21 protein-coding genes are annotated in these 15320 nt (G+C 60.4%); 6 read left to right on the top strand and 15 right to left on the bottom strand.

Annotated elements, in window-relative coordinates; genetic code table 11:
• Positions 1–106: 106 nt before the first annotated feature.
• A complete protein-coding gene (locus ACTG4X_RS35585; protein WP_440534687.1) occupies positions 107–628 on the bottom strand; it encodes a helix-turn-helix domain-containing protein in 522 nt (173 codons plus the stop codon).
• Positions 629–873: 245 nt separating this feature from the next.
• Between ACTG4X_RS35585 and ACTG4X_RS35580 the strand changes: the two genes are divergently transcribed.
• On the top strand, positions 874–1110 hold the full coding sequence (locus ACTG4X_RS35580; protein ID WP_097201110.1) for a helix-turn-helix domain-containing protein: 237 nt from the start codon (positions 874–876) through the stop codon (positions 1108–1110).
• A gap of 62 nt (positions 1111–1172) precedes the next feature.
• On the opposite strand, the gene ACTG4X_RS35575 is transcribed toward ACTG4X_RS35580, so the two are convergent.
• Positions 1173–1514, bottom strand: coding sequence for a hypothetical protein (locus tag ACTG4X_RS35575; protein ID WP_179830560.1), 342 nt, complete (start codon positions 1512–1514; stop codon positions 1173–1175).
• A 24-nt stretch (positions 1515–1538) separates the two neighbouring features.
• Here ACTG4X_RS35575 and ACTG4X_RS35570 point away from each other — a divergent pair, with 24 nt between their 5' ends.
• Positions 1539–1829 carry a hypothetical protein gene (locus tag ACTG4X_RS35570; RefSeq protein WP_179830559.1) on the top strand — a complete coding sequence of 97 codons (291 nt, stop codon included), beginning with the start codon at positions 1539–1541 and terminating at the stop codon, positions 1827–1829.
• Between the two features lie 244 nt (positions 1830–2073).
• Here the strand turns inward: ACTG4X_RS35570 and ACTG4X_RS35565 are convergent, their stop codons facing one another.
• Positions 2074–2484: a hypothetical protein gene (locus ACTG4X_RS35565; RefSeq protein ID WP_257015137.1), complete on the bottom strand. Its 411-nt coding sequence runs from the start codon at positions 2482–2484 to the stop codon at positions 2074–2076.
• A gap of 176 nt (positions 2485–2660) precedes the next feature.
• Between ACTG4X_RS35565 and ACTG4X_RS35560 the strand changes: the two genes are divergently transcribed.
• Positions 2661–3134 carry a MarR family winged helix-turn-helix transcriptional regulator gene (locus tag ACTG4X_RS35560; RefSeq protein WP_179830577.1) on the top strand — a complete coding sequence of 158 codons (474 nt, stop codon included), beginning with the start codon at positions 2661–2663 and terminating at the stop codon, positions 3132–3134.
• Positions 3135–3214: 80 nt separating this feature from the next.
• On the opposite strand, the gene ACTG4X_RS35555 is transcribed toward ACTG4X_RS35560, so the two are convergent.
• The 4 genes from ACTG4X_RS35555 to ACTG4X_RS35540 all read right to left on the bottom strand — a co-directional run bounded on the left by ACTG4X_RS35555 (position 3215) and on the right by ACTG4X_RS35540 (position 5478).
• The gene (locus tag ACTG4X_RS35555; RefSeq protein WP_097201108.1) at positions 3215–3562 is read right to left on the bottom strand and encodes an antibiotic biosynthesis monooxygenase family protein; all 348 of its coding nucleotides are present in this window, start codon (positions 3560–3562) and stop codon (positions 3215–3217) included.
• Positions 3563–4052: 490 nt separating this feature from the next.
• Positions 4053–4382, bottom strand: coding sequence for a hypothetical protein (locus tag ACTG4X_RS35550; RefSeq protein ID WP_097201107.1), 330 nt, complete (start codon positions 4380–4382; stop codon positions 4053–4055).
• A 353-nt stretch (positions 4383–4735) separates the two neighbouring features.
• Positions 4736–5056 (bottom strand): hypothetical protein, encoded by a 321-nt coding sequence (locus ACTG4X_RS35545; RefSeq protein WP_097201106.1) that lies wholly within the window; start codon positions 5054–5056, stop codon positions 4736–4738.
• A 53-nt stretch (positions 5057–5109) separates the two neighbouring features.
• Entirely contained in the window at positions 5110–5478 is a 369-nt protein-coding gene (locus ACTG4X_RS35540; RefSeq protein ID WP_097201105.1) for an antibiotic biosynthesis monooxygenase family protein, read from the bottom strand.
• Positions 5479–5570: 92 nt separating this feature from the next.
• On the opposite strand from ACTG4X_RS35540, the gene ACTG4X_RS35535 reads away from it, so the two are divergent.
• On the top strand, positions 5571–6029 hold the full coding sequence (locus ACTG4X_RS35535; protein ID WP_097201104.1) for a MarR family winged helix-turn-helix transcriptional regulator: 459 nt from the start codon (positions 5571–5573) through the stop codon (positions 6027–6029).
• A 373-nt stretch (positions 6030–6402) separates the two neighbouring features.
• On the opposite strand, the gene ACTG4X_RS35530 is transcribed toward ACTG4X_RS35535, so the two are convergent.
• The 5 genes from ACTG4X_RS35530 to ACTG4X_RS35510 form a co-directional block, all read right to left on the bottom strand.
• Positions 6403–7128: a class II aldolase/adducin family protein gene (locus tag ACTG4X_RS35530; RefSeq protein WP_097201103.1), complete on the bottom strand. Its 726-nt coding sequence runs from the start codon at positions 7126–7128 to the stop codon at positions 6403–6405.
• Between the two features lie 157 nt (positions 7129–7285).
• A complete protein-coding gene (locus ACTG4X_RS35525; protein ID WP_179830558.1) occupies positions 7286–8245 on the bottom strand; it encodes a Bug family tripartite tricarboxylate transporter substrate binding protein in 960 nt (319 codons plus the stop codon).
• A 236-nt stretch (positions 8246–8481) separates the two neighbouring features.
• The gene (locus ACTG4X_RS35520) at positions 8482–9507 is read right to left on the bottom strand and encodes a cupin domain-containing protein (protein WP_373559420.1); all 1026 of its coding nucleotides are present in this window, start codon (positions 9505–9507) and stop codon (positions 8482–8484) included.
• A gap of 33 nt (positions 9508–9540) precedes the next feature.
• Positions 9541–10743, bottom strand: a complete 1203-nt coding sequence (locus ACTG4X_RS35515) for a 3-hydroxybenzoate 6-monooxygenase (protein WP_097201101.1) — start codon at positions 10741–10743, stop codon at positions 9541–9543.
• A 183-nt stretch (positions 10744–10926) separates the two neighbouring features.
• Positions 10927–11793 (bottom strand): fumarylacetoacetate hydrolase family protein, encoded by an 867-nt coding sequence (locus ACTG4X_RS35510; protein WP_097201100.1) that lies wholly within the window; start codon positions 11791–11793, stop codon positions 10927–10929.
• 112 nt (positions 11794–11905) lie between these two features.
• Between ACTG4X_RS35510 and ACTG4X_RS35505 the strand changes: the two genes are divergently transcribed.
• Positions 11906–12823 carry a LysR family transcriptional regulator gene (locus ACTG4X_RS35505; RefSeq protein WP_097201099.1) on the top strand — a complete coding sequence of 306 codons (918 nt, stop codon included), beginning with the start codon at positions 11906–11908 and terminating at the stop codon, positions 12821–12823.
• Positions 12824–12906: 83 nt separating this feature from the next.
• Complete coding sequence (locus ACTG4X_RS35500; protein WP_440534487.1) at positions 12907–13146, top strand: hypothetical protein; 240 nt, start codon at positions 12907–12909, stop codon at positions 13144–13146.
• Between the two features lie 198 nt (positions 13147–13344).
• Here the strand turns inward: ACTG4X_RS35500 and ACTG4X_RS35495 are convergent, their stop codons facing one another.
• The 3 genes from ACTG4X_RS35495 to ACTG4X_RS35485 all read right to left on the bottom strand — a co-directional run bounded on the left by ACTG4X_RS35495 (position 13345) and on the right by ACTG4X_RS35485 (position 15309).
• A complete protein-coding gene (locus tag ACTG4X_RS35495) occupies positions 13345–13818 on the bottom strand; it encodes a flavodoxin domain-containing protein (protein WP_257015135.1) in 474 nt (157 codons plus the stop codon).
• Between the two features lie 18 nt (positions 13819–13836).
• Positions 13837–15048 (bottom strand): M24 family metallopeptidase, encoded by a 1212-nt coding sequence (locus ACTG4X_RS35490; protein WP_097201097.1) that lies wholly within the window; start codon positions 15046–15048, stop codon positions 13837–13839.
• 102 nt (positions 15049–15150) lie between these two features.
• Positions 15151–15309: a hypothetical protein gene (locus ACTG4X_RS35485; protein ID WP_179830557.1), complete on the bottom strand. Its 159-nt coding sequence runs from the start codon at positions 15307–15309 to the stop codon at positions 15151–15153.
• Positions 15310–15320 lie beyond the last annotated feature (11 nt).

Raw genomic sequence — 15320 nt, 5'->3', positions numbered from 1 at the left:
CTTCGAGGTCACAAGCGGCTACCAAGATAGCTCAGTGCGCGAACGCGCAAGCGGACGGAGTCGATAAGGTGCCGCCGGCGAGCCCGCAGGTCGGCACGCACCAGCGCTATTCGCGCAGAGTGAACACCACGGACAGATACGAGACCGGCGGGGCCTGAATCGCCTCGATCCCGTGCAGCGCCGTCGCATCGAACAGCAGCGAGTCCCCTGCCCTCACCTCGACCACCTTGGCGCCGTAGCGGTAGCGGACCTCCCCGGAGAGGAAATACAGGAACTTCAGACCCGGATGCTGGAAGGTGACATAGGGATCGGCGCCTGGCAGCAGTGTGACCAGGTAGGGCTCGACGAACAGGTTGCCCGACAGCAGGTGGCCCAGTAGTTCGTAGCGGTAGTCCGCCACGGCGCCGATGCGGTCGACAAGGACACCACGGCCAGCTCGCACATGGCAGAAATCCGTGCGGCGCGCCTGGTCGCTGAAAAAGCGCGACACCGGCACGTGCAGGCCCTGCGCGAGGCGCTCCAGGGTCTCCACCGAAGGCGAGACCAGACCGCGCTCGATGCGCGAGAGCATCGAGGAGGAAATCCCCGAGGCCTGCGCCAGCGCACCGCCAGACATCTCCGCCGCCATGCGAAGCGCCCTCACCTGCGCGCCGATGCGCGCCGCGGACAGGCTGCGCACGACAAGTGCGGGCTGCCGCGGCCGGACACGCGTCACCGAGCCCGGCAGCCGCAGCGGACGGGCACTTGGGAGAGGGGATGCAATCACTCGATTGGACACGTTGAACCGCTCGCTAGGCGATGATGAGGTTTCAGTCAGATCGAGCAATCTTAGTCTGTTTACGACTATTCCGAAAGGGACTTAACGATTCATGGATGTCTGTTTCGCTCTACGACGCCAAATATGAAGAACTCCGCTCTCTGCTGCGCAGCCTGCGGTTGGAAGCGGGACTCACACAAACTCAGTTGGCAAGTTCACTCCGCGTCGGACAGTCATACGTTTCAAAAATCGAACGAGGCGAAAATTTTCTGGATGTCTTGCTCTTTGCACGATGGTGTTCTGCCTGCGGCGTGAAGGCCGGGAGTACCTTGGATAAATTTTTGGGCGCTTAGATTCGCCACATCACCACCTCAAAGCGCGCTGGGTCTCCCCGAGAGCGAAGCGCAACGCTCGCTTATCGCAGCTCAGGCGAAGCGAGCCACCTTCGTGCTTCCTTGTGCATGTTGGCCGGTGTGGCACCAAGGACACGTGTGACCATCGCCGCCAAAAAGCGGCCGGGCGCCAGTTGCTCTGGAATCTCTTCTTTGAGGACCGTCACCTTCGGGAGCTGAGCGATGTCGCGATCGATCACGGAATCGGCGGCAGGTGCCGGCGCATCCTCGTCTTCCGATTCGTGCCCAGGCTCCGGCAAAGTCGTGACTGGGGGCTCTTCCAGTCTCAGGTAGCTCTGCGCGTACGCAGCAAGCGAGGCTGCTGCGGAAAGGATCAGGACGAGCGCGGCGCGGCGGTGGTTCATGACGATTGGCAAGAAGTGAAGTGGATGAAGGGGATCAGCCACCCGGTTGGCGCCGGCGTGCAGCTTGTCGATGTCCAGCGGATAGTTGAGCACCTTCACGAGGCGAGCACCCGCGGCGTTCATCACCTCGCCGCCGCCCGTGGAAAGCCGCTGCGCGATCTTTCCCTGCGAGGCTTCATCTTCCGGGACCTATTGACGCGCCTTGTCGTACTTGCCCGCGATGTAGACCAAGATGGCCTGGGCATCTCGCAGGCGAAATTCACCATCCTCGAAGATCAGGATGTAAGCAACGCCGGCAAATGCGAATACCTCTAGATCTGCTGTCAATAAATGCGAGTCTGCTGGTGACGCTACGGCTTCACGATAGCCCGGCTCCGAGAGGCCGAGCCTCGCGCTCCGCGGCACAGGGGGATGATCCTTTCGCCGAAGCCGCCTGTGGTTCGAGGGATCAGCGTCAAGTCGCCGTGTGGAAGCAACGCACTGCTTCGCGAGATCGGTCGACCCCGTTCGATGAAGCCGCTAAAGTCTCTCACCTTCGGAAAGTGCGCGGCTCAGCTTGTCAGGCACCGGGCCTCTGCAGACGGCCCCCAAGACGCAATCCGGCGCGGAAACTTTTCCCCATTAGGGTGAGCTGGACGAGGCCGACAACCAGCTCCAGCGTCTGGACGACGTAAAACCACACGTCGAACACTCCAGACTCTGCTTTCTGATGCAGGAAGATGGCCGCTGGAATCATGATCAAGATGCCGTTGGCACCGATGAATGGCATCCGCTTCTTCTTCTCTTCGATCAGACGACCCTTGCGCCCATTGGCTAACACGAATCCCGAACCTCCCGTCATGGCCATTAAAACCACTAGGCAGGCGAGTCCGTACACCGCGATGTAGCGCTTGACGGTCGCAACGACGCTGGCGTCGAGGAAAAGCTCAGACACCACGGTGGACGTCCAGAATGTGACGATCAGCAGCATGGCCAAGGTTCCTGCTGCTGCATGAAGAGGGGCTTTGCTCATGGTTTTTTTCTAACTGAGAGGTTGAGACTCGGCTGAGTACGGAGGACGTCCTCATTGAGACAATATTATGTCAATTTGACAATCTAATGTCAATAATGCATGATTATTCAGATCATGCAAGCGAATATGGATACGTGAAAGCTCAGGAACGAACACCCGCCGGCACAGCACTAGGCACCTCGGCGCTACACCTGTTTAAGGTGGCAAGCGGCATGCTCACCGAAGGAGACCGCCTCGTGGCAAACCTGGGGCTGAGCAGTTCACGCTGGCAGGTGCTTGGCACCATCGCGGCGGCGCAGAGACCGCAGCCTGTTGCATGGCTGGCTCGAGACATGAGTGCGAACCGCCAGAATGTTCAGCGCATCGTCAACGACCTGGCCAAAGAGGGATTCGTGGAGTTCGCGCACAACCCCCATCATCGACGTGCACCGCTGGTCGTGATGACGAGCAGCGGCCAAGATGTCTATGACAAGGCCGTGAGGCTCGGAACTCCGTGGATAAACGACTTGGCCAAGGGAATTCCTCTCGCGGACCTTGAAGCCATGCAACGGGTCCTGACAGTCCTTCAAGCCAAGCTCCGCGAGGAGTTTCCGAGCTTCTCGACCTGATAGCGCACTTCGTCGGCTCCTCGTGGCCCTCTTGGGTCAACGAGGAACCAGGGGCCCCGACCTACCCCGAACGCCCCTTCTTAGTTGCGGATCACTTGATAGAGCGCAGGGTTGGACTTCACACCTTCGGGCGGCGGCTCTCTGCGCTCGCCCTGCATTGCCCTAGTGGCCATCTCGAAGGCCTCCATGCTGTCCCACTCGGCCACGTTGATGAAGGTGAAGCGCGCATTCGACAACAGCGCTCGATGCAGTCGAGTGCTGCGATAGCCGGGCTGCTTGGCCAAGAATTCCGCCGACTGCTCCCAAGCGCGCAAGGCGACTTCTTCTTGACCCGGAGACACCTCAAAGGGATTGATAAGAACAACAGGCTGTGCCCTCGCACCGCCAGCGAGCGCGAGGGTTACAGCAGCTATCAGGGGCTTGAACATGGTGACTGCTCCGTCAGTTCTCGAAAATCTCATGATACCATTTTGACAACATAGTGTCATATCGCCACGGAAGCCCTACGCCTTTGAAGGTGGTCGGATACCGCTTGATTGAATGCCGCAGCCCCCCACCCTGCGCATCCATCCCCACAGACTGCGCGTTGGCTGGACGATACGGAGCTCCCTGGGCACCCGCGCGCCGGCACGGAGGCGATAGAGCGGATCCGGAGTCTGCGCGCGTCCAGCATCCTCCAGTCCATCCGGATGGCGTCTTGAAAGCCTGCCTAGCACCAAAATTGACTAATGGCGGGGTGCCCCGTGCTCCCGATCAAAAGCGCCGGCTAGACTGATCAAGAATTTCGATGGAGCAGGCTCCTCTTGCCCCCACCGCCGGCGAACCCTATGCCTAAGAGCATGCTCGCTCCCAGCACGAAGAGGATGGACGCAGCATCCGCTCAGAGCATCGCCATCACAGTTGCCACCAATGCAGCAGCTACCCCAGGACAATCAACGCGCGGAGCGGACTCACGAAAGAAACGTCTCTCAACGAAGAGGCGGCCAGTTTTCGGCCAGTCAGCATCGGTCGCACCAAGTTGTCCTTGAAAACCAACCAATGGAGCACCACCGCAAGAAGGTGCATCACGATCAGCCCTAGCAGGAGGATGCTTCCCCACCTGCGCCAATCGTAGGATTGCGACAAAGCGGCCGCGGTGAGCAGGTGCGCCAGTGGAGCCTTGATCATCAAATCGCGCGTGGCCAACAAGCCTGAGAGGGTCTGAACCAATAGCGTGCCCAGCAGGGCAAGAGCCATCAAGCCGCTCATGGAGTGTGGCCCAGCGTGTCGGAACGATATGACTTCAAGTAGCGCAGCAGTGCGGCAGGGCCGGCCAGGAAGTCAGAGAAGCGCGCCGTCCGACTTCCTACCACTCCCCATACCAAGCGAAGAGGACGAGCGTCAGTGTGATTTTTCCAATGAGGAAATGCACATGCATCTGACCGGTGTAGCCGGTCGCGAACAGTGCTATCACCGCGAAGAACAAGATCCAGTGGAATAGTCGTGTCGGCAAGTCCCAAACACGGACCTCCCGCAGTTCAGGATCCGCGCCCAGCAGTTCCCCCTCTTGCAGGGCTCATGACACGCCATGCAAGTGGCGGTGAGTCTGTGATAGGAGCCGACTAGATGGCATCCTTGGCTCCGGAAAAGACCCCACCCTTGCTGTCAGGCAGGAACAACTCGGGAAGACGCACCGCAAACTCTGCCGTTTCCTGCGCGGAAATCGCCACGACCCGAGAGTCGCCACTTTCAATCGCGTCCTTGATCTTTGTGCTTGCCCGCTTGGATGCCAGGGACGGCTCCAGCGGTTTCGCGTGCACCAGTGCTGCGGCACCCCGGCCACAGATGATGACCCGGCTCCCGCGCCCTGCGAGTCGCCGTGCAAGCATCAGGCCGATGTCACTGGAGCCGCTCGTGATGAGGACCGCGCCATCTATCGTCATTTCTTATTCCTTGCGCGATCAGGTCTCGTGCCGGTATGCGGCGCATCTGCCTGCTATGCGACGCAAATGCCTTCCACTGCGACCTTCTGAAACAGATGGGGCGAGGCGACTGCGGAGGCGGGGTAGCTCGCGAGCTTTGCGCGAAACTCCGGATGCACGAACGCCGCCCGGAAATGCACATTCGATTCCCAGACTGCATAGTTGAGGTATGCCGGGCTATCCCCAATCGCGCGATGCAACTGGGTAGAGATGAACCCTGGCTGCCGCTTCATGAAGCCCGCGTCGTCCTGCCAAGCACGAAGAAAGGCCTCCTCGTCGGCCTTGTCCAAAAGGAAGAGATTGACCAGCACGACGGGCGAAACATCCAGTTCGACCTGGCGCTGAATGGGGAAGTCGGGGTCCATGGGGCGCATGGCTTGCATAAGTTTCTCCGAAACTGAAAAGGATGAAAGATGCGTATGATTGGATTGAACCATTATGACATCACAATGTCAATATCAAAACATGTTGACGAATGAAAACCACTAAACACACAACTGCAGGTTCTGCCCTTGGCAGCCTCGTTCTTGATCTGTTTCGACTCCACAGTCAGTTGCTCACCGCGGGCGACAGACTGGTAGGCGAGCTGGGTCTGACCAGTGCCCGCTGGCAGATTCTCGGAATCATCATCGCCGCGGGCCGACCACAGCCAGTGGCCTGGCTCGCCCGCGACATGGGAGCCAACCGTCAGAACGTTCAGCGCATCGCCAACGACTTGGAGAAAGAAGGCTTAGTCGCTTTCGAGTCGAATCCACACCACAAGCGGGCGCAGCTCGTCGTCATGACCAGTAAAGGAGAGGAAGCCTATGAGGCGGCCATGCAATTGCAGACGCCCTGGATCAATGCGCTGGCGAAAGGGCTGGCCGTCGAAGACATCAAGACGATGCATGAGGTCATATCGGCGTTGCGCTTGAGACTTGAAGGCGAAGGCTGACAGAGCTTGACCAATACCCTCGTGACGCGCCAGTGAGCGGAGGACTCTGAGGCCCCCGAAGAGGCGGGCGACTGAACCAGCCTCCGCTGCCGCTCTGTGCCTATCGCCCACGCCGCAAACGGCATGGGTGAAGGTAGGGGCACTCGTCCGCCCTACGCAAGAAGCCTAGGCATACGCGAAACGGCTGTTCGGCTTGGCAGCGATGCAGCCGGGGTCACTGCAACCACCATTCAGGCGCGCCGACGATTGCGCCTAAGCACGCCAAACGAAGAGACAGCGTGTGAATCAAAATGCAGCGCCATCACTTGGCTCGCCGCAAACTCGCGCGAGCGCTCGAGGTTGGTCGACCAATGAAGTCCCGCAGGTCAGAAGATCAGGGAATTGATTGCGCGGCTGCCTTCCACAGAGCCCAAGGCCGCTCCACCTGCTCCTCGCAGCTGACCATGGAGGCCTGAGCCTCTTCTTCGGTGAGGTACTCAGGATCGCCCAGCTGCAATGCCTGCGTCTGTAGTCGCGCATTGACCTCCGCATAGACTGCCCTGTACACGACGAGCTTCAGCGACGAAGCCACCGTCGTGGACCCGTGCCCCCGCATGAGTACAAGGGCGGCCCCGCCAAGCGAGGCGGCAAGCGCCGAGCCCAGCTTGTCATCGCGGACCAGCAGGTCCGTTGCATCGCCGGCGGTATCCCGGATTTCAAAAAGTGGTACGCCTCCTCCGAGGAATCCGCTCATGTGACAGATCGGCCGCAAGCGCGTGCGACGCGACACCGAGAAAGGCACCACGGATGGTGAATGGCTGTGCACGACAGCCATGACGTCCGGCCGCGCACGGTAGATCGCGCCATGAATGAATCGCTCCAGGTAGACCCGGCGATCGCCCGCATCGACAGGCGTACCGTCCAAGGAGAACTGCAAGATGTCCTCCGGCCCAACCTGCCCCGGAGCCATGTTGCGCGCCAGCAGAAAACGGTCTGAGCGACTGTCGTGACGCACACTGACATGGCCGAATGCGTCGAGGACGCCTTGGTGAAACAGAATACGGTTGGCGTCTGCGAGATCTTGAACCAACACCGGGGATGCTGCACGCTCTGAATACATGATGCTTTCTATAGTTGAAAAATTCGAAACGGGTACTCCCGCCTGCCTGCGCAATGTGTGCGTCCTGATCGCACCCTGAGTGCGACCGAGTCGGACCTTGGTCACTCGACCCAAGGTATTTGTCTCGCAAACGCCCTGACCCCGGTGTCGGATACCCTCAATCAAGCTTGATTTTCAGCGTGTCGGACTCACGCTTCCAAGCGGCGAGGTCTCGAGCCACCTGCGCCTCGTACTGGGCGCTGCCCAATATACGTACCGAGATGTAGCGATCGGAGAGCTCCTTCTCGATGTCCTTGTCGTGCACCACCGCCAAGATGCCCTGCTCCAGCCGCTTAGCAACAGGTGCAGGTAAACGAGCCGGACCGATGAACCCAAACCACACTTCGGCGTCGAAGCCCGAAAAACCTTTCGCTTCGGCCACGGTCGGTAAGTCGGGCTTGAACGCGAGGCGCTGCAGCGAGGCGATCGCGATGTAACGCAGCTTTCCGGCCTTCACATGCGGCTCCAGATTCGGCACCGTGTTGAACATGAGGGGAACGACACCGCCAATGCCATCCATGATCGCCGGAGCGCAGCCCTTGTACGGAACGTGCACCATCTCTACCTTCGCGATCTGAATGAAACGCACGCCGGCGAAATGCTGAGGCGAGCCGTTGCCGCAGGACGAGAAACTCAGACCGGGATGCTGGCGCGCGTAGGCGACCAGTTCTTCCACGGTTCTTGCAGGCAGGGAGGGGTGGGCGGCAATCGCAATGGGTGTCGAGGCCACTGCCGCGATGTACTTCAAGTCCTTCTGCACATTGAAGGATTGCGGCATGCCCAGGGCCGCATTCAGCACCAGCGTACTGTTATTGACCAGGATGGTGTGGCCGTCCGGCTGCGAACGCACCACGTAGCCGGTGGCGATATTGCCAGCGGCACCCGGTTTGTTGTCGATCACCACTGGCTGACCCAGTTGCTGTGACAACTTGGGTGCCATCAGGCGCACGACGACGTCACCGCCGCCGCCCGGTGGATGAGCCGAGATGATCGTCAAGGGCTTGGCTTGCGCGAACGCGGCGACACCGGTGAGCGCCGTTGCCGCCAGCATGACCACGAAGCGTGGGATGAATGCCATGGGACCTATCTCCTGATCAATGCCAAGCCTCGGCCTGGCGTGAGCTTGGTGTGGGGGCGATACAGCGTTCCTCAAAGCACACCTCGCAGTCAATATCGGCGCTTTGGACACCGTGGTGCGGGCCGTGGCACGGCGACTCGACGGAAGCCTGCCGGCAGGATCTCCAGGTACTTGTCGGGCTCGAATCACGTTGGCCACGGTTCTCGTAGACCCCGAGCTTGCGGTGCAGCGGGCTTTCATCGGCTAGGAAGATGAAACTGGGCTGGTTCCGGTCCTGGTTCTGCAACCGGACCTCCGTGTAACCCGGAGCGCAGCAGGTGTCTGCCTCCTTCAGCTCGAACAGTGTGCCGCCGATCTCGACGTCGACAACGCCTTCGATGAGATGGAAGACGCAGGCGGGCGAACGCGCAGGCAGGCGAACGCGCTGGCAGGCGCAACTCCTGGCCTGGACGCAGCATCAGGGCATGAAAGCCGAGATTGTTCTCCGGATCGTGCCCCGTCTCCGGGTTCACATACGTGACCTGCACGGGCTCATCCTGTGAACGGTCCGCCGCCAGGCTCAAGAGCGCGTAGCGCACATCTGTCCACGGATAGCGCACCAGCGGATAAGGCCGATCACTGCGTTCGAAACCGGGGCTGGGCACAACACCGCCGCGAGCGTAAGCCCGTTCCCCGTGTCCGCCTTGGACCTCCTGACTGGAGCCCTCGACAACATAGGACACTTCGGCGTAGTAGATCAGGGGCAGGTCCAGCACGTCGAGCCAGATCACGGGTACGTCGCCTTCGTGTGCGTGCTCGTGCCACATGCCGGTGGGCGTGTGAATCAGATCACCGCGCTCCATGGAGCACTTCTCACCGTTCACCGTGGTGCACGCCCCCTTCCCCTCCACAACCATGCGAACGGCATTGGGCGTGTGCCGGTGGGTCGGCGCCTTCTCGCCAGGCAGCAATAACTGCATGCCCAGATACATCGCGGGACTCACTTTCATGTTCTCCAACCTGTGACCTGGGTTGGCTAGCACCAGTACGCGACGCTCCGCCTTCTCAATCGGCGTCAACTCGCCCGCTTGCATCAGCAAAGGGCGTAGGCCTGCGTATGACCAGTGAGTCAGCTGCGTGTTGTGGCTCGGCACGCCGGGCGGCAACACAGAGCGCAAGCTCGGCCAAAATGGCATCAGGTTGCATCGCCGAAGCTCGTCCCGATACTCCTGCGGAAGGTCTTCCAAGCGCCCGAGGGCATCGAGGCGGCCATGATCTTGCATTCTTGCCTCCTGATCGCTAGCTCTAGGTATGCGTCAGCCCTGCGCCAAGGCGTTGGACTCTTTCCAGCTGTACAGCCATTCGAGCGCGTCGTAGAAGCGCTCCTGCGAACGGCCTTTCCATAGGCTGTTGCGCACCAAGCGCTCTACGCTCTCGACATGGAAAAGCCGGCCCATCTCCCGGGCTGACAGAACGATGCGCGCAGTGCGCGCTGCGCGATTCTTCTGGTACAGCACCATGGCGGCGTCCCAGTCGTTGCCACTCACTCGAAGCGCCTCGCCCAAGGTCACCGCATCCTCCATCGCCATGCAGCCGCCCTGGGCCATGTACTGCGTTGTGGGATGCGCCGCATCGCCGAGGATCGTCGCACGCCCGAACACCCAGGTTCCGATCGGATCCTTGTCCGCAGTGGCCCAGCGTCGCCAGCTCTTTGGCAAGTCGATCAGCCGGCGGGCCTTCTCCGAGATGCCCTCGAAATAACTCTCGACTTCCTCCTTGCTGCCATCGGTCACGCCCCACTGCTCATGCTGACGGCTATGGAAGGTGACAACCAGGTTGTATTGCTTGCCGGCGCGCAAGGGGTAGTGCACGAGGTGGCACCGCGGGCCCACCCAGATGCTGGCCGCGTTCCACTTGAGGTCCTGCGGGAAGTCGGCTTCATCCACGACAGCGCGATACACGACGTGTCCGGTCACCTTGACAGGGTCGTTGACGTACTGAGAGCGCACGACCGACCTAACGCCATCGGCACCGACCAAGGCTTGGCCGGTCCAGTGCCTGCCGTTCTGGTCGATGACAGTCACGGTGCGCTCGCGATCATCCTGTTGCACACGTTCCACGCGAGTGCTGGTGAAGAATTCGACACGCCCCGTCTCAGCTGCCCCTTCCATCAGTGCGCGGTGAATGTCCACCCGATGAATCACGGCGTAGGGATTGCCGAAACGCTTTAGGAAAGCATCCCCGGTTTCGATTCGAGCCACCAGGCTCTGGTCCACTGCATCATGCATGACTAGGTAGTCGGTATAAACGGCGCGGGCGCGCAGCTTTTCACCGATGCCCAACGCGTCGCAGGCAGCGAAGGCGTTGGGGCCCAGTTGGATGCCCGCACCGATCTCGCCGATTTCCGCTGCCTGTTCAAACACCTGCACACGGAAACCGCGGCGCACCAGAGCCAAGGCGGCCGCTAAGCCCCCGATGCCGCCGCCGGCAACCAGCACCGGCAAGGATTGATTGCACATCTGGAAATTCTCCGTTCACTCGAGTTGGATGTTCAAGGTAGGGACGGCACGACAAAGCGCACGGGCCCGGCATGCCACTTGGGCGGCTGCACCTGGGCTGAGGCGCCGAGCAGAAGGGAGTCGGCTGCAAGGATGATGACGCGACGTGAACGCCTGAATGCCACGCCCATGTCTTGCCTCCTTCTATGCCTTGGCGATTTCCACCTCGATGCATCCCAGCCCGGTGATCTGCGCCGTCATGTGATCGCCCGGGAAGACCTGAGACACACCTTCCGGCGTGCCTGTCATCAGCACATCGCCCGGGTACAAGGTGTAGAAGGAAGACGCAAGGGCGATCAACTGAGCCACGTCCAGCACCAGGTTGCGGGTATTCGCACGCTGGCGCACCTCGCCATTCACCTGCATCAATAGTTCCAGTTCATGAACGTTGCCGATCTCGTCAGCCGTGGTGAGCCAAGGCCCCAGGATGGTGTAACCATCCGGGGATTTGCGCAGACTGCGCTCCTCGGGGCCGCGCACCGTCATATCCAGACCAACGCAGTAGCCCGCAACGTAGTCCAAGGCGTCGTCCCTGGCGATGTGGCGTCCCATCCGGCCGATCACAGCAACCAATTCGATCTCGTGATCATTGCGACGGTTCGGACACGCGATTTCCAGGGCGACCGAGGGGCCTTCCACCGAACTGGCGGCTTTGAGGAACAGGCCCACGCGCTGAATCTCGTCGATCTGATTCTGATGGTGAATTCCCTTATCCTCCCGCACCTCCTGCAGATGCTTGGAGTAGTTCACGGGTGCGGCGATGACCTTGCCGGGGCTGGCCACCGGGCTCAGTAGCCGCACATCGACAACATCGTGACGGACCAGGCGGTTACCCTCGACTGCCAACCTTTCGACTTCGGCGCGCACGGCCGGCAGATGAGCTATCAGTGGGTCGTGCCGCGGCAGCGGGTAGGTGGAAGCCGGGAGCAGTCGCAAAGCGCTGCTCACGTCGAGGACTTCCTCGCCTTGGAGGATGCCCAGTCGGTTGTCATTGAATCGACAGAGTCGCATGGAGTGGTTCAGGAGGTGGAGCTTTCAATTTCCCACTGTGCCAATGGATGCCTCTGGCACCAATGGAAAATAGCCCATTCATCCAATCGAAAAACTTGATGAATACCTGTTGATGAGCGAACTAGACCTCCGCCATTTGCGCATCTTCCTGGCCGTGTATGCGGCCGGCAACGTCACGCGTGCGGCGGACACCGTGGGCCTGAGCCAGTCGTCAGTCAGCGTGGTGCTCGCCCAGTTGCGCGCACATTACGGCGACCCACTGTTCGTGCGTACTTCGGATGGCATGAAACCCACACCGCGCGCTGAACTGCTAGTGCCTTTGGCGCGGCAGGCTCTACAACTGCTGGAACAGAGTTTGGTGCGATCGGCGGCATTCAACCCTGCGGAGATCACTCGCACTTTCCGCATCTGCATGACCGATGTCGGCCAGATGACTCTGCTGCCCCGCCTACTACCGCGTGTGCTGGAGTTCGCGCCGAACGTTCGCATTGAGGCCGGGAACCTCAGTCGCGACACCGGCAGACAGTTGGAGTCGGGTGAAGCCGACTTGGCACTGGGCTTCACCGAGCACCTGCAGGCGGGCTTCTACCGCCAAAAGCTTTTCGACGAAGGTTTTGCGTGCATCGTCGCGCGCCGCCATCCGCGTATCACCGATCACGTCACACTGACACAACTGAAGCAAGAAAGACATGTCAAGGTGCTGCTGTCGGCCACAGCACATTCGATCGTCGACCGCATCTTGGAACGACAGCGTATCCGTCGTTCGTTTGCCGCGACCGTGCCCAGCTTCCTCGGGCTGGGAAAGATAGTTGCCAGCTCCGAGTTGATCGCTATCGTGCCGCTGCGCCTGGCCTTGATCTTTGCGGCCGAAAGCCATGTGAAGATTGTCACGCTGCCACTGAGGCTTCCTCCCTACGCTGTCCACCAGTTCTGGCATGACCGATACCACCGCGACGCAGGAAATGCTTGGCTGCGTTCTGTGACCACAGAGATCGCGATGGCGCTGCCTCTGGCGCAGGCAAACCCCTGAGCGACAAAGCGGCGGGCACGAATGTAAATACCTGCCGGATCGACAGAGGGAACTCCTGCTCAATTCATGAGCACACGAACCCGATGGGAGTCCTGCGCATAGTGCAACTCCGCGTATTCGCCTTATGGCGCAGATGCGCTGGCAACGACGATGCAGCGCTTGGCATTCGCTATGAACTGGGAAACTGGTCGGAGAACAATGCGATCAAGCTTTACCCAGAGTGGCTGGTGCCCGCATGCACGACCACGCATCTTGGCACCCACCAGATCGGGCAAGCCTGCGACCTCGGCGGCAGCTCCATCACGATGGCCCGATCAACTTGACTCCGCGCTATGGAAATTCCCTGATGCAGGGAGCTCTAGTGATCTGACTGGGCGTTCGAGGCTTTTGCGCACATACGCTAGCGATCTGCAGCGGTGGCCAGACACAGTTCATTGGCTACAGCGATAACGTGGCGCAGCAGGATGAGGTCCAGGGCCCACAAGTGCATACACTGGACTAGTAAGCCCCTCTTTTAACCGTCAGCCGCCGCGATCAAGCAGTTCGATCAGCAGTTTCGCCCAGCCGTCCGCCCATTCTGCAGCAACCTCCTCCGGCCGGAGAGCGGAGCGACTGTCATGGTCTACACGCTCCCCCAGCCGGACGGCGCCGAGTTCGCCAAGCAGTTTGTCGAATCGCTTGCCACCGAAGCAGAACGTTTCAGGATAGATGCTATCGCCCAGGCCGACCACCCCATAGACAACGCCGCCCAAGTCGGGCCGCTCCGTCTGCAAGGCCTCGTACAAGGCCTTTGCGTTGTCTGGAACCTCTCCTACGCCGTAGGTTGACGTGCAGATGACATAGGCCCCAGGCTGGATTTCGGACAACTTGATCTCATCCAGTCCAACGACGTTGGCCGAAATTCCCGCCTCCCTCAGCGTGGTTTCAACCTCATCGGCCGCCATTTCTGCCGTGCCACTCATGCTTCCTACCAGAATCTTCACTGCGTTGCTCACCGTAATACCCTCCAAGCTTCAAGCAGGTTCGCCTGTTTCGATCAACTGCGCCTTCCGCTTGCCAAGCCGTCTTGCTCCGCGACTTGTGACCGCCACTGTGTCTCCCCAATAGATCCGCTTGGACTCGTCCGGCGTCCGGATCATTGGCTTGCAGATGAACGTCGCGTTTTCTTCCAAGACCCAGTTCTTCATCAATTCGTCACGCGGAGAGTGGATGCAGATCGGAGAGTCGTCCCCCAAGCCTCTCGCATGCATGAGAAGACTGCAGTGGTAGTCGTCTCGGGACATCGCTGCAGCCGCCGCAGCGACATCGCCCACCGTATTGCCGGGTCGCAGGACGTCGTAGCAGCGCGCAACGGCTTCCTGTTGCAGCGCGAACATGTGCTTGTACTCTTCGGGTGCCTTGCCAACGAACAGCGGCTGCGTGTTCTGAGCGATATAGCCGCCCCAACGGGCCTCGGCCTCCGTAGAGATTGCATCGCCGAGCGCCAGTTTGCGACGTGACGGCATGTATTGGTTCGATGGCGGCTGTGGCCAGCCCGCTGACCAGAGGATCATGCTCGGAGTCTCCCCTCCAGACTCCAGCATGCTGTTGAGCATGTGGGCGTAGACGATGTTCTCCGGAACACCGGGGAGCGCCTCTCTGGCGAGCAACTCGATCGCGTCCTCGACGAGTTCGTCCGCCTTGGCGATGAACGCAAGTTCCTCATCGCTCTTCGAAAAGCGGACATGCTCCAAAAGAAGATTGGCATTGATGATCTCGGCATCCGGAAACGCCTCGCGCAGTCGCTGCAGCATGCCGTGGGGCGTGATACCTTCAGGGAAACGCGTGTTTCCGCTCAGCCCGGTGACGCCGATGCGCCCCTTCTCCAAGCCAAGTTCTCGCAAGCGCTCGATGCTTCGGTCGGTGTAGCCCCAGCCAAAGCCGATGTTCCGGATGTCTGAAACCCAGTCTTGCCGCGCAAGCCAGAAGTCCTTGTGCACGTCGGGACTCGTGACCGCGGTCACCTCGCCCTCCAGTGGGAACACAGCGGCCGCCTGGCAGCAGTTTCCGCCGATGCCAGTCAGGTAGCGCACATTGGCCTGGAATTGGTCCCAGAGACCCGTGTTCGGTGGCACGAAGATCGCATCAACGCCTTCGCGTCGCATCGCGTCGCGAACACGACCCCAGCGGCGTTCTCGCTCGACCAGTGAGAATCTTGGAACCTCGGCGACCAAGGTATTTTGCATGTCAGTACTCTTTAACGTTATATGAGGGAATGAAGCTCTGCAGGCATCAACTTGTGGGGAGGAGCACGCAGCGACGCAGGAGAGCGGCTGAGCACCGCGGGGTCACCACCACGGTGTCACGTACCAAGGCGTCATGCGCACGATCAGGGCCCAGATGGCAATCGCCCCGCTAAGACCCGAGATAACCAGAAGAGCCGAGCAACACCGGTCGCCGAGATCCTCCAGCCATTCACTTCGCCGCTGCGTATCCGTCTTTTCCATCTGGTTGTCTC

The organism is Variovorax sp. YR566, from assembly GCF_051992195.1.
GTDB lineage: Bacteria > Pseudomonadota > Gammaproteobacteria > Burkholderiales > Burkholderiaceae_C > Variovorax.
This window is presented reverse-complemented; position numbering and strand designations above follow the sequence as displayed.

Excerpts from the sequence above, each read along its gene's own strand:
- ACTG4X_RS35515 (WP_097201101.1), bottom strand. The coding sequence starts at position 10,743 with ATGTGCAATCAATCCTTGCCGGTGCTGGTTGCCGGCGGCGGCATCGGG.
- ACTG4X_RS35555 (WP_097201108.1), bottom strand. The coding sequence starts at position 3,562 with ATGTTCAAGCCCCTGATAGCTGCTGTAACCCTCGCGCTCGCTGGCGGT.
- ACTG4X_RS35510 (WP_097201100.1), bottom strand. The coding sequence starts at position 11,793 with ATGCGACTCTGTCGATTCAATGACAACCGACTGGGCATCCTCCAAGGC.
- ACTG4X_RS35565 (WP_257015137.1), bottom strand. The coding sequence starts at position 2,484 with ATGCTGCTGATCGTCACATTCTGGACGTCCACCGTGGTGTCTGAGCTT.
- ACTG4X_RS35500 (WP_440534487.1), top strand. The coding sequence starts at position 12,907 with ATGGGAGTCCTGCGCATAGTGCAACTCCGCGTATTCGCCTTATGGCGC.
- ACTG4X_RS35550 (WP_097201107.1), bottom strand. The coding sequence starts at position 4,382 with ATGAGCGGCTTGATGGCTCTTGCCCTGCTGGGCACGCTATTGGTTCAG.
- ACTG4X_RS35570 (WP_179830559.1), top strand. The coding sequence starts at position 1,539 with ATGAAGGGGATCAGCCACCCGGTTGGCGCCGGCGTGCAGCTTGTCGAT.
- ACTG4X_RS35520 (WP_373559420.1), bottom strand. The coding sequence starts at position 9,507 with ATGCAAGATCATGGCCGCCTCGATGCCCTCGGGCGCTTGGAAGACCTT.
- ACTG4X_RS35505 (WP_097201099.1), top strand. The coding sequence starts at position 11,906 with ATGAGCGAACTAGACCTCCGCCATTTGCGCATCTTCCTGGCCGTGTAT.
- ACTG4X_RS35585 (WP_440534687.1), bottom strand. The coding sequence starts at position 628 with ATGGCGGCGGAGATGTCTGGCGGTGCGCTGGCGCAGGCCTCGGGGATT.
- ACTG4X_RS35490 (WP_097201097.1), bottom strand. The coding sequence starts at position 15,048 with ATGCAAAATACCTTGGTCGCCGAGGTTCCAAGATTCTCACTGGTCGAG.
- ACTG4X_RS35540 (WP_097201105.1), bottom strand. The coding sequence starts at position 5,478 with ATGCAAGCCATGCGCCCCATGGACCCCGACTTCCCCATTCAGCGCCAG.
- ACTG4X_RS35525 (WP_179830558.1), bottom strand. The coding sequence starts at position 8,245 with ATGGCATTCATCCCACGCTTCGTGGTCATGCTGGCGGCAACGGCGCTC.
- ACTG4X_RS35575 (WP_179830560.1), bottom strand. The coding sequence starts at position 1,514 with ATGAACCACCGCCGCGCCGCGCTCGTCCTGATCCTTTCCGCAGCAGCC.
- ACTG4X_RS35535 (WP_097201104.1), top strand. The coding sequence starts at position 5,571 with ATGAAAACCACTAAACACACAACTGCAGGTTCTGCCCTTGGCAGCCTC.
- ACTG4X_RS35485 (WP_179830557.1), bottom strand. The coding sequence starts at position 15,309 with ATGGAAAAGACGGATACGCAGCGGCGAAGTGAATGGCTGGAGGATCTC.
- ACTG4X_RS35545 (WP_097201106.1), bottom strand. The coding sequence starts at position 5,056 with ATGACGATAGATGGCGCGGTCCTCATCACGAGCGGCTCCAGTGACATC.
- ACTG4X_RS35580 (WP_097201110.1), top strand. The coding sequence starts at position 874 with ATGTCTGTTTCGCTCTACGACGCCAAATATGAAGAACTCCGCTCTCTG.
- ACTG4X_RS35530 (WP_097201103.1), bottom strand. The coding sequence starts at position 7,128 with ATGTATTCAGAGCGTGCAGCATCCCCGGTGTTGGTTCAAGATCTCGCA.